The following is a 20,613-nucleotide window of genomic DNA, read 5'->3' on the forward strand; positions in this document are numbered from 1 at the left end:
GCGGTCCAGCGCACGCGCAAGGGTGGCCCCCGCGCGGCGCGTTGCCGCACGCACCCCGAGGGAGAGAGTCTGACCACCATGACGGACGCCCTCTCAGCCAGCATGAGCGTCGAGGCCACCGGGCCCGGCGCGGGATCGGCCGCGTTGCGGATCGCTGTCGTCGGGCCGACGCACCCGCACAAGGGCGGCGTCGCCGCGCACACGACGATGCTCGCGCACCACCTGACCGACGCCGGCCACGACGTGACGCTCGTGTCGTGGTCGCACCTCTACCCCTCGCGGCTGCGGCGGGCCGAGGGCACGGTGCCGGCCGGGGTCCCCGAGGTGCCGCCGTTCCCGCGCACGGTGCGCGCGCTCAGCTGGGCGCGGCCCGACACGTGGGTGCGCGTCGGCCGCCGGCTGCGCGACATGGATGCCGTCCTCGTCGTCCACGTCATGCCGCCCGTCGTGCCGGCGCACCTGGCCCTGCTCCGCGCGGCCGGCGCCGTGCCGGGGCTGCCGCGCCCGCGCCCGCAGTCGGTCGTCGTGTGCCACAACGTCCTGCCGCACGAGTCGCACCCCGGCGACGCCGCCCTCATGTCGCTGCTCTTCTCCCGCGTCGACTCGACACTCGTCCACAGCACCGAGCAGGCGCGCGTCGCCCACGAGCTCGGGGCCCGACGCGTCTCGGTGGCCGACCTGCCCCCGCACCTGCCGGGCGGCGACCCGATCAGCCGCGACGCCCGCAGCGGCCCCACCCGGTTGCTCGCCCTCGGGCTGGTCCGCGAGTACAAGGGCATCGACGTCCTCCTGCGCGCGATGCGCTCGGTGCCCGACGTCACCCTGACCATCGCCGGCGAGGTCTGGGGAGCCAACCGCGGCGTGATCGGGCGGCTCGCCTCCGACCCGGCGCTCGCCGGGCGCGTCGAGATCCGCGACGGCTACGTGCCCGCCGACGCCCTGGCCTCCCTGCTCGCCGACCACGACGTGCTCGCGCTGCCGTACCGCTCGGCGACGGCGTCGCAGAACGTCGTCCTCGGCCACGCGCACGGGCTGCCGGTGCTCGCCTCGGACATCGCGCCCTTCTCCCAGCAGGTCGACGACGGGGTCAACGGGCTCCTCGTGCCGCCCGAGGACGAGCGGGCGCTCGCCGGAGCGCTGCGGCGGCTCGGCGACCCGGAGGTGCGCCGCCGCCTCGCCGACGGCGTCAAGACTCCCGACCTGTCGGCGCCGTGGGCGCACTACCTCGGTACCGTCGAGGCGCTGTCCGTCGACGAGTCCGTCTCTGCGGCAGGCAGGTTCGACGACGCGTGGGCGAGCGTCGACGAGCCGGGCGACGACGACGCGACTGGCGACGACGCCTCGACTGGCGACGACGCCTCGACACCGGCGGGCGACTCCCCGCCGAGCGCGGCCGGGCCGGGGGAGCGCGCCGCGCGGGCGGCAGCGGTCCTCGGCGCCTCCGGCGTGCGCCACGCCACGGACCTCGCCGACGCGGCCCGTCGCTCGGTCGGCCGGGTGCTCGGCGGACGCCGCGACCCGGTGCGCCTCGCGGCGACCGACCTGCCCGACTGGGTGCTGTCGACCGACGTCCTGGGCGACCCCGGCGAGGCCGACGACGCCCGCGGGCTGGCCCGCGACCTCGGCCTGCCCTGGTCGCGCGACGCGGTGTCGGCCTGGGCCGCGCTCGGCACGCTCGCCGCCATCCTGCGGGTCCGCGACGACGGGCGGCGCAGCGCGGTCGTCGTCGACGAGACCGGCAGCCGCTCGCTGCTGTCGCGGTGGGCCCGGGCGGTGGGTTTCGCGCCCGTCGAGATCGACTTCACCGGCAGCCAGCCCAGCGTCGCCGCGCTCGACGTCGACACCGGCTCGCTCGACGTCATCGTGCGGATCCACCCGCGCGGGTGCGACGCCGACGACGTCGACCACGTCCTCGAGCAGGCCTCGTGGGCGCTGCGCTCGGGCGGGCTGCTCGTCATCACGGTGCCGCTCGGCCCCGCCGGTGTCGAGGGAACCGTCGGGCCGGCCGACGTCCGGGGCGTCATCGCCCGGGCCCACGACCTCGGCTTCGTCCTCGTCGGCGACCTGGACGGCGACGTCACCGCGCGGATGCGGGAGGCCGCGGCGCGGGCCCGGTCCGCCGACGCGGCCTACGGTCTCGTCCGGCTCACGCTGCGCCGCCGGTGAGAGGTCGGTCGGCTTGCCGGTGGGACGTCGGTGGGAGGTCGGTGGACGCCTGCCCTGAGCACGCTGTGCACGGGCATGCAGGTTCCGCTGCGATGATGTCCCGGACATGACCCGCAAGAAGCTCCTCACCGTCCTGCGCGTGACCATCGCGGTGGTCACCCTCGCCGCCGTCGTCTACGCCGTCGCCCGCAACTGGGCCGACGTCTCGGTGCACCTCGACAAGATCTCCCTCGCGACCTTCGCGTGGTCCACGCTGGCTGCCGCGATCGGCACCTGGCTGACCATGCTCGGCTGGCGCACCCTCCTGCGCGACCTCGGCTCCGACCTGCACCTGGCGCCGGCCTCGGGCGTCTACTTCGTCGGCCAGCTCGGAAAGTACCTGCCCGGGTCGCTGTGGTCGGTGCTCGTGCAGGCCGACATCGCCGCGAACCTCAAGGTCCCGCGTCGACGCACCGCCGTCACCGGCCTGCTCGCGCTCGGCTTCGCCCTGCTCACCGGGTTCCTCGTCGGGCTGCCGGCGGCGTCGTTCCTGCTCAACGGGTCGTCCGAGGGCTTCGACTGGTGGCTGCTGCTCGCCTTGCCCCTGCTCGTCGTCCTCTGCGTGCCTCGGCTGCTCAACGCCCTCATCGCGTTCGGGCTGAGGCTGCTGCGCCGCCCGCCGCTCGAGCACGATTTGTCGACAGGCGCGGTGCTGCGCGCCGTGGCGACCTTCATCGGCGTCTGGCTCTTCTTCGGTGTCCACACGCTCCTGCTGGCCCGTGCGGTCGCCGACGGCGCCGGGCACGACAACCTCACGGTGGCCGCCGTCACCGGCTATGCCCTGTCGGTGTCGCTCGGCATGCTGACCATCGTGCTGCCGGCCGGGCTCGGTGCCCGTGAGGGCCTGCTGACCCTCATCCTCGCCACGGCCATGCCGACGCCGGCGGCCGCCGCCGTCGCCATCATGTCGCGCTTCATCGTCACCATCGTCGACGTGCTCGTAGCCCTCGGTGGCTGGCTCTACGCCAGGTCCCACCACCTCGTCAGCGAACGGCGCGACGCCGTGGCGGACGAGGAGGACCTCACCGTCCGAGACCGCTGAGAGCGCTGAGGCTGCTCGGGAACTCTCCGGGCGGCCCAGGCGTCTTCCGGGAAGGACACGACCCGACGGGAGGAGGGGACATGCCCGGCCACGACCGGCCCGCCCGCGCCTCCCGCGCGTCTTCCGGCGGTGCGTTCCTCGCCACGCTGGCGCTGTCGGTCGCACTGGCAGCCTGGCTCGTCGCCCTCGCCGGTCCCGGGCTGCACCCCGCCCAGGCGGTCGCCCTCGGCGTGGCCGCCACGGCGACGGCCGCGACGCTGCTCGCCCTCACCGTGGCCGTCACCCGACCGGCCTCCGGGGCGTCACCCGTGCGTCGGGCCCGTCCGGGCACGCCGGCCGAGCGGGTCGAGGCGCCGACACCGTTCTGGTGCTCCGTCGAGGTCTCGCGCCGGCCGAGCCGGCCGCGGGCCCCGGGAGGTCGCTGACCCGACGCGTCGCACCCTGCGCGCGCCGGTCCAGCCGACCCGACCCGTCCACCGGTCCGCCCCGGACCGGGAAGGAGCCCTGCCGTGCCCGACCTGCTCTCACCCGTCGTCTCCGCCGTCGCCGCCGTCCTCACGTCGGCCCATTCCGCCGCGTCCGCGCTCGTCCTGGCCCCGGGATCAGCCGGCGCCTGGCTCGTGGCCGTCGGCCTGCTCGTCGTCGCCGTGCGCGCCGCCCTGCTGCCGCTCTCGGTCCACGGGGTGCGCGCCGCGCACGCGCGGGCCCGGGCCACTCCGGCGCTGCGCGAGCTGCGCCGCCGCTACGCGGGCACCCGCGACCTCGACCGGCTCCGGGCCATGCGGGAGGAGCAGCGGAGCATCCACGCCGAGCACGGCGTCTCGTCGTGGTCGCTGGCCCCGGCCCTGCTGCAGCTGCCCCTCGTCTACGCCCTCTACCGCGTCGTCGCCGACCTCGCGAACGGCCACGCCGTCGGGGCGCTCGACGCCGGGCTCGTCGCGTCCGCGTCGGCGGCGTCCGTCTACGGGCTGCACCTGACGACGCGTCTCGTGCCGGCGCTCGGGGCGGGCGCGCCCGGGCTCGTGCTCGTCGGGCTCGCGGTCGTCGCGGCCGCGCTCAGCCTCGCGACGCAGCGCTGGTTCACCCTGCCGAACGCCGACCTCACCGACGTGCCCGACACCGTGGCGGGCGTCCAACGGCTCATGCCGTGGCTCGGTGCCGTCGGGGTGCTCGCAGCGGCGGCGTTCGTGCCGGCCGGCGTGCTGCTCTACTGGGTGCTGACGAACGCGTGGACGTTCGCCCAGCAGGGCCTCGTGGCGCGGTTCTGGCCGACGCCCGGCACGCCGGCGGCGGCCCGGCGCGCGGCCAGGCTCGCCGCCACGGCGTGAGGCCTCAGGCGGCGCGCGGCTCGAGCACGAAGACGGGGATGAGCCGGTCGGTCTTCGTCTGGTACTCCGCGTACGGCGGGTAGGCGGCCACGCAGCGCGCCCACCACTGCTCGCGCTCGTCGCCGGACAGCTCCCGGGCCCGAACCGGCCACGTCTCGGTGCCGGCCTGCAGGTCGATGTCCGGGTGCTTCTGCAGGTTGCGGTACCACTTGGGGTGCTCCGGCGCACCGCCCTTGCTCGCCACCGCGGCGAAGACGCCGTCGTGCTCGACGCGCATGAGGGGGACCTTGCGCACCTTGCCGCTCTTCGCGCCGCGCATCGTCAGCATCACGACGGGCAGGTTCATGATGTGTACGGAGTCGGTGGTGCCGGTCCGCTCGATCTCCTCGACCTGCTTGCGCACCCAGTCGCTGGGGCTCGGGACGTACTCGCCGCTCATCGCCATGTCTCGCACACTAACCCGGCCCGACGCGTCGGAACGCGTCGGGCCGGGTCGGTGAGACGTTGGGGCGGACGCGTCAGGCGGCGCCGGGCTCGGGGGCCGAGCTCCAGGGGTGCTGCTTGACGAACGTCTCGACGACGCTCGTGCTGAGCCCGCCGCACAGCTGGCGGTGGCCCATCTGGCTCTTGACCTGCCCGCTGGACTGGTCGACATCGGCCGACCAGTGCGACAGCGCGTACTTCTTGCCGGCCGGGAAGGCACCGCGCTTGGTGTCCCACGGCACGACGAGGAACTTGTTCGCCGACTCCTTCATGGCGTTGATCTTCGTCGCGAGCGCCTCGAAGCCGGCCGCCTGCGTCTTCTCGACCGAGGGGTCGTACCAGAGGATCGTGTAGCCGTGCTCGAGGTTGTGCACGAGCGTCTCGACGACGGGCACGTCGGCGGTCGTGTACACGCGGCGCTTGTCGACGACCGGCGCGGCGAGGTGCTTGCCGCTCGAGGGCGGGATCGTCGAGTAGTCGACGTGGGTGACGCTCGGCTGGTTGGTGCCCGGGCCGATGTGCTCGCTCGAGCCCGTCGCCGGGTCGTTGGTGACGGGGTCGCACTGCGCGGAGGCGACGTCGCCGGAGATGGCGTCGAGCGCGGCGTTCTTCTTGCTCTGCTCACCGACCACGGCCCACGTCACGGCCGCGCCGATGATGGCGATGACGGCGACGCACGCGCCGACGAGGACGAGGAGTCGGCGGCGTTCGGCCCGCTTCTGGGCCGCCTGCATGGCGGCGACGCGTTCGCGGCGGTCTCGGCTCGTCTCGCGGGCCATCGGTCCTCTTCCTGTGGGCCGGGGGCCGATCGGGCGGCCGCCGGGGGCTTCGGCAGGGCAGTGTGAGCTGCTGGTCACCGGCGCCGGTCGTGGCGCCTTCAACGACCGTGCCGAGTGTAAGCGAGGATGGTGTGCGTGCCCGAACCGCTGACCCGGCTGTGGCGCACGGACCGGCAGATCGCCCTCCGTGCGCAGCTCGGCGTCTTCCGGCGGGGCGCAGGAGACCCGACGTCGTGGTGGGGTCCCGACGGCTCGACGGCCCGCGCCGCGCAGACGCCCGACGGCGTCGGCACGCTGTACCTGGCCTGCCTCCCGGGCACCGGCGAGGTGCACGCCAGCGCCTGGGGCCCCGGCGCCGACTGGCTGCTCGGGTCGGTGCCCGCGCTGCTCGGCGACGACGACGACCCGGAGGGCTTCGAGCCGGTCCACCCGCCGGTGGCCGAGGCGTGGCGCCGGTTCGGGCACTGGCGCGTGCCCCGCTCCGGGCTCGTGCTCGACGCGCTCGCCCCGGCGGTCATCGAGCAGAAGGTCACCGGCCAGGAGGCTTTCAGCGGCTACCGGACCCTCGTGCGGCGCTTCGGATCGCCGGCTCCGGGGCCCTTCCCGCGGCTGCAGGCGCCGCCGACGGCGGCGGGCTGGGCGGCCGTCCCGTCGTGGGCCTGGCTCCAGGCGTCGGTCGACGGTGCGCGCTCGCGCACCGTGGTGCGGGCTGCCGGCTACGCGGGGCGTCTCGAGGAGGCGACGCGCCTGCGCGTCGACGACGCCCGACGGCGCCTGCGGGCGCTGCCCGGGGTCGGCGTCTGGACGTACGCCGAGACGGCGCAGCGCGCCCTCGGTGACGCCGACGCCGTGTCGTTCGGCGACTACCACGTGGCCAAGGACATCGGCTGGGCACTGACCGGCACCCCGGTCGACGACGCGGGCCTGGAGGAGCTGCTCGAGCCCTACCGCGGTCATCGGTACCGGGTGCAGCACCTGCTCGGCCTCGCCGGGCACCACCGCCCGCGTCGCGGCCCCCGGATGGCGCCGCGGACGCACCTGCCGACCCGGCGCTGACGACGTGACGCTGACGACGTGACGCTGACGGACGTGACGCTGACGGACGTGAGGCTCACGGCGGCGGCGCAGGACGACGGGCCCGGCACCCTCGGGTGCCGGGCCCGTGCGCTACCCGGAGGTGCGACGCCGGGAGCGGGCGCTCACTTCCGGTAGGAGACGACGACCGCCGGACGCGGGAAGCCGTGCCGCGGCGTCGAGACGAGGGGGAGAAGCCGAGGCGTCACTCGAGGTGCTCCTTCGGCGAATGGGTGGCGTGAGTCGTCCTCGCCCGCGGGCGTCGCGTCGGCGTCGCTTCGACCTCGCGCGGGTCGGGCCGTCAGCGACGCCAAGCCGGCCGGGGGCGGGGTCGGATGCTCTCGGGGCGGCCATCGGGTGAACACGGGGTCTCCGCCCGGCTCGCGTGCCACGCTGGTCGGGTGCGCGTCCTCTTCTCGACGACCGCGGGCGCCGGGCACTTCGGCCCGCTCGTTCCCGTGGCGCAGGCGTGCGCGGCGGCCGGGCACGACGTGCGGGTCGCGGCACCCGCGTCGTTCGCCGCCGACGTGACCCGGGCGGGCCTCGCGCACGAGCCGTTCGACGACGTGCCGGGTCCGTTCATGGAAGCGGTCTTCCGCGAGCTGCCCGGCCTGCCCGAGGACGAGGCCAACCGGCGCGTCCTGCGTGATGTCTTCGGTCGGCTCGACGCCCAGCACGCGCTGCCGGGGGTGCGGCGCGTCATCGCCTCGTGGCGGCCCGATGTCGTCGTGCGCGATCCCGTCGAGCTCGGCTCTCTCGCGGCGGCCGTGGCGTCGGGCGTGCCGCACGCCCAGGTGTCGATCGGTGTCACACGCATGCTGCGCTGGGCCGAGCCCCTGCTCACCGAGCCGCTCCTCGAGCTCGACGCCGTCGCGGGCCTCGCCGCGGGGACGCTCGCGGCCGCGAGCGTGGGCGTGACCACATATTCGTCGGTGCCGCCCGCCCTCGACGGCGACGACTCGGCGGGGCAGCGCGTCGTGCGCTACCGCGTCCCGGGGGCTGCGCCGACCGGCACCCTGCCCGCGGAGTGGGGTGACGCCGATCTGCCGCTCGTGTACGTGACGTTCGGGTCGGTCGCCGGCAGCCTCGGGCACCTCGGCCACGTGTACGGGGCGGCGCTCGCGGCGCTCGCCGAGGCGCCCGTGCGGGTGCTGCTCACGACCGGGCGAGGCATGGACCCCGAGTCGCTGCGGCCCTGGCCGACGAACTCGCACGTGGCGCAGTGGTGGTCGCAGGACGCGGTCATGCCGCTCTCGGCGGTGTGCGTCGGCCACGGTGGGTTCGGCACGACGATGGCGGCGGTCACCGCAGGGGTGCCGCAGGTGGTCGTCCCGCTCTTCGCGAGTGACCAGCGGCTCAACGCCGGACGCGTCCACGACGTCGGTGCAGGTGTCGGGCTGTTCGGCGGCGCGGCAGACCTCGGCGGGCTGGGGGACGCCGTCGAGCAGGTGCTCGCCGACGACGGCTACCGCGAGGTGGCGCTCGGTCTGGCCGCCGAGGTCGCTGCCCTGCCGGATGTGTCGGTCGTCGTCGACTCGATCGAGCAGATCGCCGCCGGTAAGGCCTGACCGGGATGGGCGGCCTTGCGGCTCAATGGATGTGGCGCTCCTCCGCTACCCGGTTGCGCAGCTCGACGAGCTCGAGGGCGTGGTCGCGCAGGGCGGCGTCCTCGTCGCTGACCGGGTGCCACGGCCTGGCCGGCAGAGCCCGGCCCTCGGTGTCGAGGGGCACGAACACGATGAGTGAGTGCGTCGTCAGGGCGAGCTCGCCCGTGGCCGGGTCGCCGGAGCGCACGTGCACGCTGATGTGCATGCTCGAGGTGCCGGTGAGCAGCAGCCGCGCCTCGACCTCGACGAGGTGGCCGATGCGCAGCGGCCGGTAGAACCGCACGCCGCCCGCGTAGACGGCGACGTTGGCCGCGCTGCCCGTCCACTGCGTCGCGAGGACGTGCGCGGCCTCGTCGATCCAGCGCATGACGATGCCGCCGTGCACCTTGCCGCCCCAGTTGACGTCGGTCGGCGCGGCGAGGAAGCGCAGCACCGCGCGGGGTGCGGTGCCGGCGTCGCTGTAGGTCTGTGCCCTCATCGACTCGGCGATGTCGGCGCGCAGCCCGATCCGCGCGACGGCCGCCTCCTGCCATCCGCGCTCCTCGTCGGTCTCCGGCTCGTACACCGGCACGGGCGTCGGCTTCCCGTCGGTGTCGACGGCCACGAAGACCATGAGGCACTCGGTCGTCGGGTGCAGGTCACCCTCGCGCGGGTTGCCGGCCGAGACGGTGACGTGGATGTGCATGCTCGAGGTGCCGGTGTGCACGATGCGCGCCGTGGCCTCGACGAGGTCGCCGACCTCGACGGGGCGGGTGAACCGGACGTTGCCGACGTAGGCGGTGACGCTGTACGTCCCGCTCCAGCCGGCCGCCGCGGCGTACCCGGCCTTGTCGATCCACTCGAGGACCCGGCCACCCCCGACGGTGCCGGAGTAGCCGGCGTCGGTCGGGGCGGCGAGGAAGCGCAGCGTGATCTCTCGGGCACCCCGTGGCATGGCGTCTCCTCGTGTTCGGTTCCGGCGTTCGGACGCGTCGGGTGGCGGGCGGCGGGTGGCGGGCGTCGGGTCCGAGCGTGGCAGAACGAGGGCGGCGGCGCGTGAGGTGTCTGCCCAGCGTGCGGCGTCACGCTCCGACGACGGTGACGGGCTCGGCTCGCAACACCTGGACCGGGACCGCCTGTCCGTCGCGGACGAGGTGCCCGCGCCCGGCCCGTCGCTCGAACGGGCCCTCGAGCCGGGCGCCGAGGAGGTCGCCGTCGGCCGTCGAGCCGGCCCCGAGCAGGAGGCCGTGGCCGTCGCGGGCGAGCTCGGGGACGAGTCCACGGAAGGCCGCGGTGGCCCGGGCGAGGTCGGCCGACCCGACGACGAGGCCGTCGGTCGCGTCGAGGAGCCCGCAGGCCTCGAGCACCGCCTCCCCGAGCGGGGTGTTGTCGAACCGATCGACGTCGTCGAGGACGACGCACAGGTCCGGGTCGGCGCGACGGACCGACACGAACGAGTCGCGGTCGGCCGGACCGAGCACCGTGCACCCGGTGTCGGCCAGCAGGCCGCGCAACGGGGAACGGGGGGTGGCGAGCACGACGACGGCTCGGCCGGCCGCCACCAGCCCGCGGGTGACCACGGCGAGCGCGGAGGAGCGGCCGGTCCGGGCCGGACCGGCGACGATGAAGCGCCGGGGCATCGTCCGCAGGTCGAGGCGTACGGGGCGAGCGGCGTCGCCGCCGACGCCCAGGGCCAGCAGCGCCGGGTCGCCGGGGTCGTGGCCGAGGTCGGCGGGGCCCACGACGGCAGGAAGAGGTCGCACGGTCCAGGGCAGGGCGGTCGTGTCGCTCGACTCGCCGGTCGTGGTGTCCGCGTGGGCCGGCATGCAGTCGCCGGGCAGCGCCACCTGCACCTCGAGCCCGCTGGAAGGGTCGATGGCGCGGCCCGGCGGGCGGCGACGCCCGGCCTGCGCGGGGTCGACACCGGCGAGGGTCAGGTCGAGGGGATCGGGCACGTGGAGCACGAGACGGCGGGCGAGCAGCCCGGCGACCCGGCCCGACAGCACACCGCGACCCCCGGCGACGGCGACCGCGATGCCCCGGGCCGAGCCGTCACGGACGATCCGGTGCAGGTCGTCGAGGCCGGTGCCGTGGTCGATGTCGGCGAGGGCGTCCTCGACGGCCTCGAGGCCGTCGACGAGCAGGAGCGTCGTGCGCCCCGAGACCGGCGCGTCGAGCTCGCCAGCCAGCCGGGCGAGCACCCGTCGGACGAGGTGGGGGTCGGCGGCGCAGGTGACCGAGCCCATGTGCGGCAGGGCGGCGAGCGAGGACAGGGGGCCGGCGACGCCCTCGACGACGTGCAGGTGCAGCGACCGGGGCTCCCGCGAGGACGTCAGCCCCTCGACGAGCCGCAGCAGCGTCGTGGTGCGCCCCGAGCGTGGCCCGCCCGCGACCCCGAGCGACCCGTCGACGTCGGGGTCCCAGGCCCAGGCCCGTCGTGCCTGCTCGTCCGGGACGTCCGCAAGGCCGAGCACCACGCCCGGGCCCTCGTCGGTGGAGCCCACGTCGGGGCCCTCGGCGGCGATCCGTGCCGACGGCAGGGTCGTCGGCAGCTCGGGCAGCCAGGGCGAGGGCGGCGGGGTGATGCCCTCCGCCTCCGCCGCGGCACGGACCGCGGCGACGACCGCTGCCAGCTCGGACGGGACCGACCCGGCCGCACCCGGCCACGGTTCGTGCGCGGTCGAGGCGGATGCGGCAGGCGCGTCGCGGCGCAGTCGGCGCACGACGATGCCTCCGGGCTCCTCGTCGGGGGCCATCGGGCCGCCGGCCCACGCCGTCTGGAGGGCGAGGAGCTGCTGGTCCGCGCCACGCACGAACCCGCGCCCGGGCAGGGAGTCGGGGACCGCAGCGGCGTCCGGCGCGTCGATGACGTCGGCGCTGTCGGAGCGCTCACGCACCCGCAGGCACAGGCGCAGGGAGACGTTGGCGCGCATGTCCGCGCTGACGATGCCGCCCGGCCGTTGCGTCGCGAGGACGACATGGACCCCGAGGGAGCGCCCGACCGCTGCGATCCGGACCAGGCCGTCGACGAACTCGGGCAGGTCGTCGGCCAGCGCCTTGAACTCGTCGACGACGATGACGAGGCGCGCGAGCCGGTCGTGGCCCCGGGAGGTGCGTCCGGTGCCGACGGTCCGGGCACGGTGGTCGTCCCAGTCCTTCGCCCCGACCGCGGCGAGGACCCGTTCGCGGCGACGCAGCTCGGCCCGCAGCGACCTGAGGGCACGCCGGGTCAGGCTCTCGTCGAGGTCGGTGACCACCCCGAGGACGTGCGGCAGCCGCGCGCACTCGCCGAAGGCCGCTCCGCCCTTGTAGTCGACGAGCAGGACGGACACGTCGTCGGGTCGGGAGGCCACCGCGAGGCCGGCCACGAGCGACTGGAGCAGCTCGGACTTGCCGGAGCCGGTGGTGCCGCCGACGAGGGCGTGCGGCCCGGCGGCGGCGAGGTCGAGCAGCCACGGACCCTCCGCCGTCGCCCCGACACGGGCGACGGGCCGGCCGTCGGAGGAGCGCCACGCCGCGGCCACGTCGGTCGCCGAGGTGGGGTCGAGGCCGCCCGCACGGTGCAGCTCGCGGAAGGAGACGCGCGAGGGGAGGGCCGCGACGCCGGTGCGCGGCGTCGCGTCGGTGAGGGGCGCGAGGGCGCGGGCGAAGGTGTCGAGCCACCCCGCCGAGGGCCGGTCCGGGATGACGTGGTCGAGCATGGCGCCGCGCTGCCGGAGCGTCGCGCCCCCGCCGCTGCGGTCGAGCGCCACGACGGCGTCGGCCTCGGCGGGCAGCGCCTCGGTGGTGCGGTCGAGCGCGAGGAAGGCCATGCCGACCTGCGGCCCGTCCCGGAGGAGCTCGGCGATGCCGGGCACCTCTCGGAGGGAGCTCGCGCCGTCGAGGACGACGACGGTGTCGACGCGGGGGCGTCGGTCCCCGGCGTTCGCGGTCTCCGGGACTCGGGAAGGCCCCTCGCCCCCCTCCTGACGCCGCTCCACCTCGCGCAGCAGCGCCGCTACGGTCGTGGCGGGGTTCACTGCGGTCTCCGCGGCGGCGTCGCCGGTGTACCCGGCGGCGTGGGGGAGCAGCCGGAACCACGACCACTCCCCGGTCGCGTCGGGGGTCGGCACGACGGCGAGGGCCAGCTCGTGGGGTGAGTGCCACGTGGCCGCCTGGGCGAGGACGGCCCCCGCCACCGAGCGGGTGTCGAGCGGGGTTCCGGAGAGGCCGACGACCCGGGTGGCATCGAGGTCGACGACGGCGGGCACCTGGTCGAGCACCGGAGGCTCCCGGTGGTCGCCGGTGCACGCGACGGCGGCGGGCTGGTCGGCGAGGCCGAGGCGCAGGCTCAGGTGGTCCGGGTCGCCGGGGCGCCTGCACCAGAGGTCTGCGGCGCGCGCGGTGACGACGTCGACCAGGCCGGCGGGCCCGGGGTGACCGGCGCGGCGCTCGGCCTCGTCGCCTGCGGCGTGGTCGAGCAGCACCTGTTCGGCCACGAGCGTCGCGGTGCGGTGGTCACGCACCTGCCGTCGGTACGACGCCCGCCCGGAGCGTCGGTCGCCCCACCACTGGGCGAGGAGGAGCACGGGGGACAGGAGCGCGAAGAGCAGGAGGGTCGGCGACGACAGCGCCCACGCAAGCACGACCGAGGCCACGAGCGGCACCCCTGCCGCGACGAGCGGGGCGCGAGCGTGGTCGGGACGTCGCGGGGGCTCCGGGAAGGACACCGTCCGGGCCGGGCGGCGCGGCGCGAGTCGGGGCGAGCGGTGGAAGCGGACCCGGCCCGCGTCGACCGTGTGGTGCCCGGCGCGGGTCGGCGGATCGGCGAGGGCGAGCACGGTCGAGCCGATGCGGAGCCGGTCGCCGGGGGTCAGCGGCGTGCCCTCGGGAGCGACGGGTCGGCCGTTGACCGTCGACCCGTTCGTCGGGGCGAGGTCGCGAACGGTGATGCCGTCGGTGCGCACCGTGAGCACGGCGTGCGCGCGGGAGATGCCGCGGTCGTCGAGCCGAACGCCCGAGGACGCGGCGCGGCCGATGACGTGATCGCCGCGGCCGACGGCGAGGGTGCGGCCCGCGTCGATGCCACCGACGACCGTGAGCCGGACGGCGGCCGGCGAGGACGACGACGCGACGTCGGTCCGCGTGGTCGCGGCCCCGTCCTGCGTACCCCGGGTCGAGACGACGAGGACCGCACCGTGCAGCAGCGGCGGCTCGCCCACGACGGCTGAGTCGGCGACCCGCCGGCCGCCCACCTCGACCGACGCGGTCGGCACGCCGCCCGCGGTGGCCAGCGGCACGCGCAGGTCGGCGAGCGTCGCACCGGCCGGCGCCTCGACGACGACGTCGACCGGGCCGAGCGACGGCCGGTCGCGGTCGACGACGGTGAGGCGCAGCTGCAACGGATCCTCCTCGTGGCGGTGGGTCTGCTCCGGACATCCGACCCGTTCCGTGCACCCGGCAACGGTGGGCGCCCACAGCTGTGGACGACGGCGGCGGGGCCCTCGGACGAGCCCGTAGGGTGCGCCCGCGGCGAGGGGCGGGGGCGCGGTGCCGTTGCGGTGGCAGGCGCTCGTTTGCGACCCTGTGGATCGTTTGCGACGGTTCGGCTGCGTTCGGCCTAGGTTGGACGAGCCGGAGCGGCGGTGGCCCGGCAGGATGGCAGGGTCCGCGACGAGTCAGGGGAAACGATGTCGACACACGAGGCGGTGCGCCATGTCGAGGGCGAGGTGCGCGAGCTCATCCGCCGTACCGGTCTCGACCCCGCCAGCGACACGGCGGCGGTGCGACGGCTCGTCGAGGACGCCGTGCAGGACTACGACCAGCGGTCGCTCCACGGCGGCCTGCCGGCCCTCGGCGACCAGCGCCTCGCCGTCCACTCGATCCTCGCCGTCGTCGCCGGCTACGGCCCGCTCCAGCAGTACTTCGACGACCCCACCGTCGAGGAGATCTGGATCAACGAGCCGAGCAAGGTCTTCGTCGCGCGCGGCGGCGTCGCCGAGCTGACCCCGACCATCCTCACGGCCGAGGACGTCCGCGACCTCGTCGAGCGGATGCTCAAGACCACCGGCCGCCGCGTCGACCTCTCGAGCCCCTTCGTCGACGCGACGCTGCCCGACGGCTCGCGCCTGCACGTCGTCATCCCCGACATCACCCGCACGCACTGGCAGGTCAACGTCCGCAAGTTCGTCGTCAAGGCCGACCACCTCGACGACCTCGTCCGTCTCGGCACCCTGACCAGGCAGTCGGCCGTCTTCCTCGACGCCGCCGTCGCGAGCGGGCTCAACGTCCTCGTCGCCGGAGGAACGCAGGCGGGCAAGACCACCCTGCTGAACTGCCTGGCCGCAGCGATCCCGCCTCGCGAGCGCGTCATCACGTGCGAGGAGGTCTTCGAGCTGAAGATTGCGGCTTAAGGTCGCAGCTCGCTACGTCAGATCGTGTGTCATCCCAAAGCTGCCACAAGCGACGGCTACCGTGCACGCATGGCGCGTGGTTCAGGGGAAGCTCGGGAGGGGACGAACAACCGCGTCCTGATCGTTTCGGGCGCGATGGTCCTTCTCGGGTTGTTAGCTCTGTGGGTGTCCGGCACATCTTGGTTCGGGATCAAGGACAACCTCCAGCTGAGCGCGTTCCTGGGGCAGCTGGGGGGTCTTCTCGCCGCGACAGGCCTCGTCACCATCGCATGGGAGACCTGGGGCCGGCGCCAGTTCACTCGAGAGGTGCTGTCGCTCGCGAACCTCAGCACTGACCTCAAGAACTCCGGCATCGTCCGCATCAGCGATCAGTACCTCGATGACGTCGAGATGTGGTCCGAACTCTTCCGCGACGTCAAGCGGCTTGACATCGTGGTGGCCTACGCGAGCACGTGGCGCAACACGCACCGACAGCGACTGATCACAGCGGCCAAGAGCAAGGGCGCGCGCATCCGTGTGTTTCTGCCGGACCCGGACGACGAACTGACGATGCAGACGCTCGCGCACCGCTTCAACACCGACACTGACTCGCTCAGGACCAAGGTGAGGGAGGCGAAAACAGACTTCGAGAGCATGGCCGTCAAGGATGGTGCGTCCTTCACGGTCTACCTCCGCCCGGGCGACCTGGTCTACAGCGCCTACCGCTTCGACTCGAGCGCCGTCGTCACCCTCTACTCGCACTCACGGGAGCGTCAGACCTCTGTGCCAATGTTTGTGGTGCAGGGCGGGACACTGTTCAGCTTCGTGAAGCGAGACATCGACGCAATCTTGAAGCAGGCGGAAGATCAAGCTGCCAAGCCCTCCGGAGCAGTCATCCCGGGCAAGGTGATCGAGTCGAGTAAGGAGCATCGATGAGGACCCACGTTGAGGCTAGGACCGGTCTCCAGATGTTTGACGGCGACATCGATGACAACTTCCTGCGTCTGTGTCTGGAGGCACACACGATTGCTTGGGACATCGAGACGAGCGGCCTTGACTGGTCGCTAGACGCGATTGGAACGTGCCAGATCGCGGCGGCCGGTGAGCTTGCGATCATCCAGATCCACCACGGCTACAAGCCGCGTCGTCTCATGCGCCTGTTGGAGACTCGCGAGTTGCGCAAGGTCTTTCACCACGCGCCCTTCGATCTGCGCTTCATGTCCAAGAAGTGGGGCGTGACGCCTGCGAACGTGGCCTGCACCAAGATCGCGTCCAAGATCCTCCACCCAGAGCTGGACTCACCCCAGCACAGTTTGATGGCCGTCCTCCATCGCACCTTGGGCGTGACGATCAGCAAGGACCAACGACTGTCGGACTGGCGTGCCTCCGAGCTCACCTCGGAACAGGTCGCCTACGCCGCCAATGACGTGCGGTATCTGGTCGCTCTGCTGGATCACCTGCTCACGGAGGCCTACGAGCGGGGACTCGAGGATGCGGTCGAGCGATCCTTCGACTACCTGCCGACACGCGTCGCGCTCGACCTTCGCGGCATCAGCGACGTCTACGCCTACTGACGCTTTCCAGCCCATGCGGTAGGGCTATGGGATCGGGTAGGCAACCCAGAGCGTGCCGGACTTCTCCGGGGTGACGCCCATCGACGTCGCAACCTTCGTCCACTGCTCCTGCGCGGTCTTGTCGGCGAAAGTGTCGATCTGCATCCTGGTATCGTCGAGCTCGCAGGTGCCGGCGGCCTTGACATAGAGCTCGGTCGCCTTCGTGTCCTGATACCCGGTGCATCCGAGCTGCTGCGCGGCCGCGGCCGGGGTGATCGCCGTCGCCGTAGTTGACGGTGACGGCGCGCTCGACCACGACGGTGGGTTGCTGCTACACGCGCCCGTCAGGGCCCCTACGAGGGCCGCGAGGGCCAGTGCCTTCCGCATTGCCTTGCAACCTCCTGTTCGGGTCGTGAGGGCAAGCCGAGCGCCAGACCGGCCGCTCGACCGGCCGGTCAGCGGTCACAAGATCAGTTCTCGAAGATGGCTTTGGCGTGTTGGAAGTCCATAACTGGGGTGACCTCCAGCGTGAGCCCGGTTCGGGACGGGGTGTTCAGGCCGAAGGCCACTTTCCACGACACGGTCTTCCCGGCGCGCATGGACGTCTGCGGGGCGAAGCCGACGCCCTTGTTAATGTCCGAGATCTCGCTGACGTCCCCCTTCTCATCGGCCATCTGCATCGTGAAGCTGGTTGGGTCGAAGCGCTTGCCTGTGCCGTTCTTGAGGGTGACCGTGAAGACGACATTGTTCTTCGTCCCGCCGGCCGCGGTGTCGGAGGGGTGGAAGGTCACCGGTTTGCTCACCGTCACGGCGAGCCCGTCGTCCCACGTCGCCGTGTCGCCGAAGGAGGCCGTGATGTCGGTCGGGGTAGCGTCCCCGGTTGGCCCGTCGCTTGGCACCGTCTCCGAGTCCATCGGCGTTTCCATGGCTGTCGGTGCGGTAGAGGTGGTCGTCGACGCGACCTGGGACCCTTGCGAGTAGGAGGGTTGATTCCCCTGCCCGCACGCCGCGATGAGCGAGCCCGACAGCATTAAGATGCCTGCGTACGTCCTGATGTTGTTCATCCTTCTGCCCCCTGACAGCAACCCCGGCATGACTCCCCGTGATTCTGTTGTACCTCAGGACCGAGGCCGGCGACCCCCTAGCGCTACGCGATCTCGCTGCCCTTTGAATGTCCGTGGCGCAGCGCTTGCGTGCGGGGATGCCCAGTGGGCCTCTAAGTCCAACCAAGGGCCCGTGGCCGTGCCGGCCCGGCCTGTGTGAATCGAGTGGATACACGGCGGGTAGATGGGTGGCAGGCGCCGCCGCTCGGATACTCCAGAAGCGCGGGTCCCGAGCGGCGGCGCCACCATCGTCACCCTGGTCGGGCGGTCCCACAAGGGCAGGTCGCCGTCTCATCCCGAGAACGGATTCTCCTTTACCCACCGCGCCGTGGCCTCGTGCTGCGCGTCGATCCACGCCTCGAGACGGTCGCGCTCGACGCGCCATTGGCCGCGGCCGCCGAGTCGCATCGCCGGCAGCTCGCCGGAACGCACGAGGGCCCGCACCTGGGCGACCGACGTGGACAGCAGGGCTGCGACCTCTGGCATGTTGTAAAGCCGAGGCTCTACGCCAGGAGCGGGCACCTGGCTGTCATGTTCGAGGTCTTCGGGCATGACGGCAATGTTGACATCCAAGTCGGCGGGTAGGAGGCGACGGGCTGCTCTTGGGGGTTAGCGGTCGTCGCCTCCTACTGCCTGTAAATCGACCGGGTTGTGCGCAGCGTTACACCCCGCCACGCCGGCGGGAGGGCAGTTCCTGCCCGGTTGCGACGAATCCGCCACCGCGAATCAGCCGATGTGTCACGATCCGTTCACCAGCGCGCGACCTCCCCCGACGGCTCGCGCGCTGTGCCTCGCCCCCCTGAGGCAGCAACCGGAAGTTGGGCCGTCGCTCCACCCCCCCCGGGCGGCGGCCCAACGTTTAGACGTAGTCTCGCGCGTGGGATCAGGCGCTTTCGGAGGCGGACGGGCCGAGCGGCCCCTGCCAGCTTGTGTGGGAGCCGATAGCGGTCTACCTCGCCGATATCGCTGCGGTTGCGGCGGGGCCCGGCGCAGACTGGCCGGAAGCAGGTTGTAGCGGAAGGTCACGATGGGGAGCACTCTCTTCGCCGAGCTTGTCGAGCAGCGGCGGATTCGACTTCTGGATCGGACCGATCCAGCATCCTCGCACGCTTATTACGCGGCGATGAAGCGTTTGGTCAGCATGTGCCAGGACAGAGAGCCCGACTATCAAAGGACTGTGGATTGCCCCAGCTGGTGCGTCAGCCACTCATGGGACGTCGCTCCAGGGCGTGAGCCCGTCCTTACGGCCCATCACGGCGAGACTCTGGAGGACGGCGACCTGGCCGTCGACTTCTACTCTTGGCCGGATGGCAGCCGAACGGCCCTGCTGACGGACGGGTCGTGCGAGGACCTCACGCCCGACGCGATGCGACGGCTGGCGCGACTCCTATTGGCGGCCGCCGACGATCTCGAACGATAAGGCGGCCGAGATGCTCGTGCGGCACCACGACGCACGGGGGGCGTCTACTGCTCAGTCTGGCCTGTGGGCTCCAAAGCGCGGGCGCTCGACGGCTCGCCCTCGCACGTTGACGCCTCTGGGCGCGACCGCGCCTCAAGGGCGCGCACAAGCGCGAGGAGCTCGGCTTGTTGACTCGCCAGTTCGGCGTGCAGGGACCTCGCCTCGGCGTCGCGGGCTTGGTTGACGGCCCGCCGCAGCAGCCAAACGCCCGCGCCGACGACCGCTAGCCCGGAGAGCAGCGGGCCCGCGATCTCCCCCTCGCTGGCGAAGACGCCGAGCAGGGTGACGCCGACGACGGCGACGCCGGGCAGCACGTCAGCAGCTAACTCGCGCGCGGGCTTGGCTACTGAGGCGCATGCGACCCAGATGCCGAGGAATCCGGCAGCCCACCCCACGTGGGCGACCCAGAACCACGGCTTGCCGGGCGTATCGATCGACTGCAGGGCGAGCCATGTAGATACCGGGACCAGGAACAGCGCGGCGCCAGTCAGGACTTCTCGGCACGCCCGCCAGATTCTCTTGAACACGCCATCCGAGGTTTCTGCCACGGTTGAGGTTCCCACGCGCACCTTCAGATTGCTCCGAAAGGCGTGTATCGGCGGGAACCCGGCGTGACACTAGCCAAGGTCAGACCCCTCAGCTCCACTCACAGGGAATTGCCATGAGCTCAAACCCACCCCCGCCTTCGGGCCCCGCGTACCCGCTTCCTTCCCCGGAACCCCCTGAACCAGCTCCTGCAAGCAGCAGCCCGCGCCCCTGGTGGAAGCGCAAGCGCGTTCTCCTTCCCGCTGGTGCCTTGGCCGCGATCGCCGTCATAGGGTCGCTCAACAACTCACCGACCCAGCAGACGGCCACGGCGCCCTCTCAGACGAGCACGTCCTCCGGGGCCGCCGAGCCGCAGAAAAGCGCCCCAGCATCCAGCGAAACCGCTTCGCCGAGTCCGAGCGCCTCTGAGCCGGCGTCCGAGGCACCCTCCTACGCCGGCGACTACGACGCTTCATTCGGGTCCTTCCCGGCGGTCAAAAAGTCCGGCCGAGGCGACGCGATCGTCAAACTTCCCCCCGGCGTCAAAGGCGCCATCCTCACCGCAACACACCGAGGCTCGAGCAACTTCGTTATCACTAGCCTCGACAACGCCAATCAAGATGTCGACCTCCTCGTGAACGACATCGGTCGGTATTCAGGAACCACCTTCGTGCAGAAGGGGGACGCAGAGTCGCTGGCCAAACTGAAGATCGAGGCCGACGGCCGATGGTCTGTGAACATCCGGCCAGTCGCCCAGGCGCCCAAACTGACGGCTGGAAAGCGCCAAGGCGCTGGTGACGCCGTCCTCCTCTACGAGATGCCGGCCGCCGACTGGCGCATCACCCACAAGGGATCCAGCAACTTCGTGGTCTCGGCTGTCGGCAATGGGGATGGGCTGCTCGTCAACGAGATCGGCAAGTATGACGGTGTGGTTCCTATGAGCGACGGTCCAGCCGTTCTCGTGGTTCAGGCCGATGGCGCCTGGAGCCTGGCAAAGACTTGAAATCCCGCTCAGGTGGGCGGCCCGCGCCTAGCTGTACTGACCCGACAGGTTGGTCAAGCGGGTGATGGGTGGCTTGTTCCCGCAGGCGGTGTGGGGTCGGTG

At 72.8% G+C, this 20,613-nt stretch carries 17 protein-coding genes and 1 pseudogene; 10 read left to right on the forward strand and 8 right to left on the reverse strand.

Annotated elements, in window-relative coordinates; translation table 11 throughout:
* The first annotated feature begins 78 nt into the window (after positions 1-78).
* The 4 genes from AC3A5R_RS19545 to yidC all read left to right on the forward strand — a co-directional run bounded on the left by AC3A5R_RS19545 (position 79) and on the right by yidC (position 4,575).
* Positions 79-2,166 carry a glycosyltransferase gene (locus AC3A5R_RS19545; protein ID WP_487622440.1) on the forward strand — a complete coding sequence of 696 codons (2,088 nt, stop codon included), beginning with the start codon at positions 79-81 and terminating at the stop codon, positions 2,164-2,166.
* A 106-nt stretch (positions 2,167-2,272) separates the two neighbouring features.
* Positions 2,273-3,247 (forward strand): lysylphosphatidylglycerol synthase domain-containing protein, encoded by a 975-nt coding sequence (locus tag AC3A5R_RS19550; RefSeq protein WP_487622441.1) that lies wholly within the window; start codon positions 2,273-2,275, stop codon positions 3,245-3,247.
* An 80-nt stretch (positions 3,248-3,327) separates the two neighbouring features.
* The gene (locus AC3A5R_RS19555) at positions 3,328-3,672 is read left to right on the forward strand and encodes a hypothetical protein (RefSeq protein WP_487622442.1); all 345 of its coding nucleotides are present in this window, start codon (positions 3,328-3,330) and stop codon (positions 3,670-3,672) included.
* Between the two features lie 84 nt (positions 3,673-3,756).
* Complete coding sequence (gene yidC / locus AC3A5R_RS19560) at positions 3,757-4,575, forward strand: membrane protein insertase YidC (protein WP_487622443.1); 819 nt, start codon at positions 3,757-3,759, stop codon at positions 4,573-4,575.
* Between the two features lie 4 nt (positions 4,576-4,579).
* Here yidC and AC3A5R_RS19565 read toward each other — a convergent pair whose 3' ends face one another.
* The gene (locus tag AC3A5R_RS19565; RefSeq protein ID WP_487622444.1) at positions 4,580-5,020 is read right to left on the reverse strand and encodes a nitroreductase family deazaflavin-dependent oxidoreductase; all 441 of its coding nucleotides are present in this window, start codon (positions 5,018-5,020) and stop codon (positions 4,580-4,582) included.
* Positions 5,021-5,093: 73 nt separating this feature from the next.
* A complete protein-coding gene (locus tag AC3A5R_RS19570; protein WP_487622445.1) occupies positions 5,094-5,837 on the reverse strand; it encodes a DUF3105 domain-containing protein in 744 nt (247 codons plus the stop codon).
* 135 nt (positions 5,838-5,972) lie between these two features.
* On the opposite strand from AC3A5R_RS19570, the gene AC3A5R_RS19575 reads away from it, so the two are divergent.
* Both AC3A5R_RS19575 and AC3A5R_RS19580 read left to right on the forward strand, forming a co-directional pair.
* On the forward strand, positions 5,973-6,893 hold the full coding sequence (locus AC3A5R_RS19575) for a DNA-3-methyladenine glycosylase family protein (RefSeq protein WP_487622446.1): 921 nt from the start codon (positions 5,973-5,975) through the stop codon (positions 6,891-6,893).
* Positions 6,894-7,312: 419 nt separating this feature from the next.
* Complete coding sequence (locus tag AC3A5R_RS19580; protein WP_487622447.1) at positions 7,313-8,479, forward strand: glycosyltransferase; 1,167 nt, start codon at positions 7,313-7,315, stop codon at positions 8,477-8,479.
* Positions 8,480-8,501: 22 nt separating this feature from the next.
* On the opposite strand, the gene AC3A5R_RS19585 is transcribed toward AC3A5R_RS19580, so the two are convergent.
* The gene (locus AC3A5R_RS19585; protein ID WP_487622448.1) at positions 8,502-9,452 is read right to left on the reverse strand and encodes an acyl-CoA thioesterase; all 951 of its coding nucleotides are present in this window, start codon (positions 9,450-9,452) and stop codon (positions 8,502-8,504) included.
* A gap of 127 nt (positions 9,453-9,579) precedes the next feature.
* Positions 9,580-13,878: a type VII secretion EssC family protein gene (locus tag AC3A5R_RS19590; protein WP_487622449.1), complete on the reverse strand. Its 4,299-nt coding sequence runs from the start codon at positions 13,876-13,878 to the stop codon at positions 9,580-9,582.
* A gap of 288 nt (positions 13,879-14,166) precedes the next feature.
* Here AC3A5R_RS19590 and AC3A5R_RS19595 point away from each other — a divergent pair.
* From AC3A5R_RS19595 to AC3A5R_RS19605, 3 genes and pseudogenes are all read left to right on the forward strand, one after another.
* Positions 14,167-14,880, forward strand: a pseudogene (locus AC3A5R_RS19595) (TadA family conjugal transfer-associated ATPase); the annotation flags it as partial.
* A gap of 78 nt (positions 14,881-14,958) precedes the next feature.
* On the forward strand, positions 14,959-15,804 hold the full coding sequence (locus AC3A5R_RS19600; RefSeq protein ID WP_487622450.1) for a hypothetical protein: 846 nt from the start codon (positions 14,959-14,961) through the stop codon (positions 15,802-15,804).
* A 32-nt stretch (positions 15,805-15,836) separates the two neighbouring features.
* Positions 15,837-16,442 carry a ribonuclease D gene (locus AC3A5R_RS19605; protein WP_487622451.1) on the forward strand — a complete coding sequence of 202 codons (606 nt, stop codon included), beginning with the start codon at positions 15,837-15,839 and terminating at the stop codon, positions 16,440-16,442.
* Between the two features lie 24 nt (positions 16,443-16,466).
* On the opposite strand, the gene AC3A5R_RS19610 is transcribed toward AC3A5R_RS19605, so the two are convergent.
* The 4 genes from AC3A5R_RS19610 to AC3A5R_RS19625 all read right to left on the reverse strand — a co-directional run bounded on the left by AC3A5R_RS19610 (position 16,467) and on the right by AC3A5R_RS19625 (position 19,546).
* Positions 16,467-16,808: a hypothetical protein gene (locus tag AC3A5R_RS19610; protein WP_487622452.1), complete on the reverse strand. Its 342-nt coding sequence runs from the start codon at positions 16,806-16,808 to the stop codon at positions 16,467-16,469.
* Positions 16,809-16,891: 83 nt separating this feature from the next.
* Complete coding sequence (locus AC3A5R_RS19615; protein ID WP_487622453.1) at positions 16,892-17,485, reverse strand: hypothetical protein; 594 nt, start codon at positions 17,483-17,485, stop codon at positions 16,892-16,894.
* A 330-nt stretch (positions 17,486-17,815) separates the two neighbouring features.
* A complete protein-coding gene (locus tag AC3A5R_RS19620; protein WP_487622454.1) occupies positions 17,816-18,076 on the reverse strand; it encodes a helix-turn-helix domain-containing protein in 261 nt (86 codons plus the stop codon).
* A gap of 912 nt (positions 18,077-18,988) precedes the next feature.
* The gene (locus AC3A5R_RS19625) at positions 18,989-19,546 is read right to left on the reverse strand and encodes a hypothetical protein (RefSeq protein WP_487622455.1); all 558 of its coding nucleotides are present in this window, start codon (positions 19,544-19,546) and stop codon (positions 18,989-18,991) included.
* Positions 19,547-19,779: 233 nt separating this feature from the next.
* On the opposite strand from AC3A5R_RS19625, the gene AC3A5R_RS19630 reads away from it, so the two are divergent.
* Entirely contained in the window at positions 19,780-20,511 is a 732-nt protein-coding gene (locus AC3A5R_RS19630; protein ID WP_487622456.1) for a hypothetical protein, read from the forward strand.
* Positions 20,512-20,613: the final 102 nt, after the last annotated feature.

The sequence above is a fragment of the Intrasporangium sp. Soil_C_50 genome, from assembly GCF_057656595.1.

Bases quoted from the DNA above. Each gene is read 5' to 3' on its own strand.
- AC3A5R_RS19605 (WP_487622451.1), top strand. From the start codon at position 15,837: ATGTTTGACGGCGACATCGATGACAACTTCCTGCGTCTGTGTCTGGAG.
- AC3A5R_RS19585 (WP_487622448.1), bottom strand. From the start codon at position 9,452: ATGCCACGGGGTGCCCGAGAGATCACGCTGCGCTTCCTCGCCGCCCCG.
- AC3A5R_RS19570 (WP_487622445.1), bottom strand. From the start codon at position 5,837: ATGGCCCGCGAGACGAGCCGAGACCGCCGCGAACGCGTCGCCGCCATG.
- AC3A5R_RS19610 (WP_487622452.1), bottom strand. From the start codon at position 16,808: ATGCGGAAGGCACTGGCCCTCGCGGCCCTCGTAGGGGCCCTGACGGGC.
- AC3A5R_RS19545 (WP_487622440.1), top strand. From the start codon at position 79: ATGACGGACGCCCTCTCAGCCAGCATGAGCGTCGAGGCCACCGGGCCC.
- AC3A5R_RS19600 (WP_487622450.1), top strand. From the start codon at position 14,959: ATGGCGCGTGGTTCAGGGGAAGCTCGGGAGGGGACGAACAACCGCGTC.
- AC3A5R_RS19620 (WP_487622454.1), bottom strand. From the start codon at position 18,076: ATGCCCGAAGACCTCGAACATGACAGCCAGGTGCCCGCTCCTGGCGTA.
- AC3A5R_RS19550 (WP_487622441.1), top strand. From the start codon at position 2,273: ATGACCCGCAAGAAGCTCCTCACCGTCCTGCGCGTGACCATCGCGGTG.
- AC3A5R_RS19565 (WP_487622444.1), bottom strand. From the start codon at position 5,020: ATGGCGATGAGCGGCGAGTACGTCCCGAGCCCCAGCGACTGGGTGCGC.
- AC3A5R_RS19615 (WP_487622453.1), bottom strand. From the start codon at position 17,485: ATGAACAACATCAGGACGTACGCAGGCATCTTAATGCTGTCGGGCTCG.
- AC3A5R_RS19555 (WP_487622442.1), top strand. From the start codon at position 3,328: ATGCCCGGCCACGACCGGCCCGCCCGCGCCTCCCGCGCGTCTTCCGGC.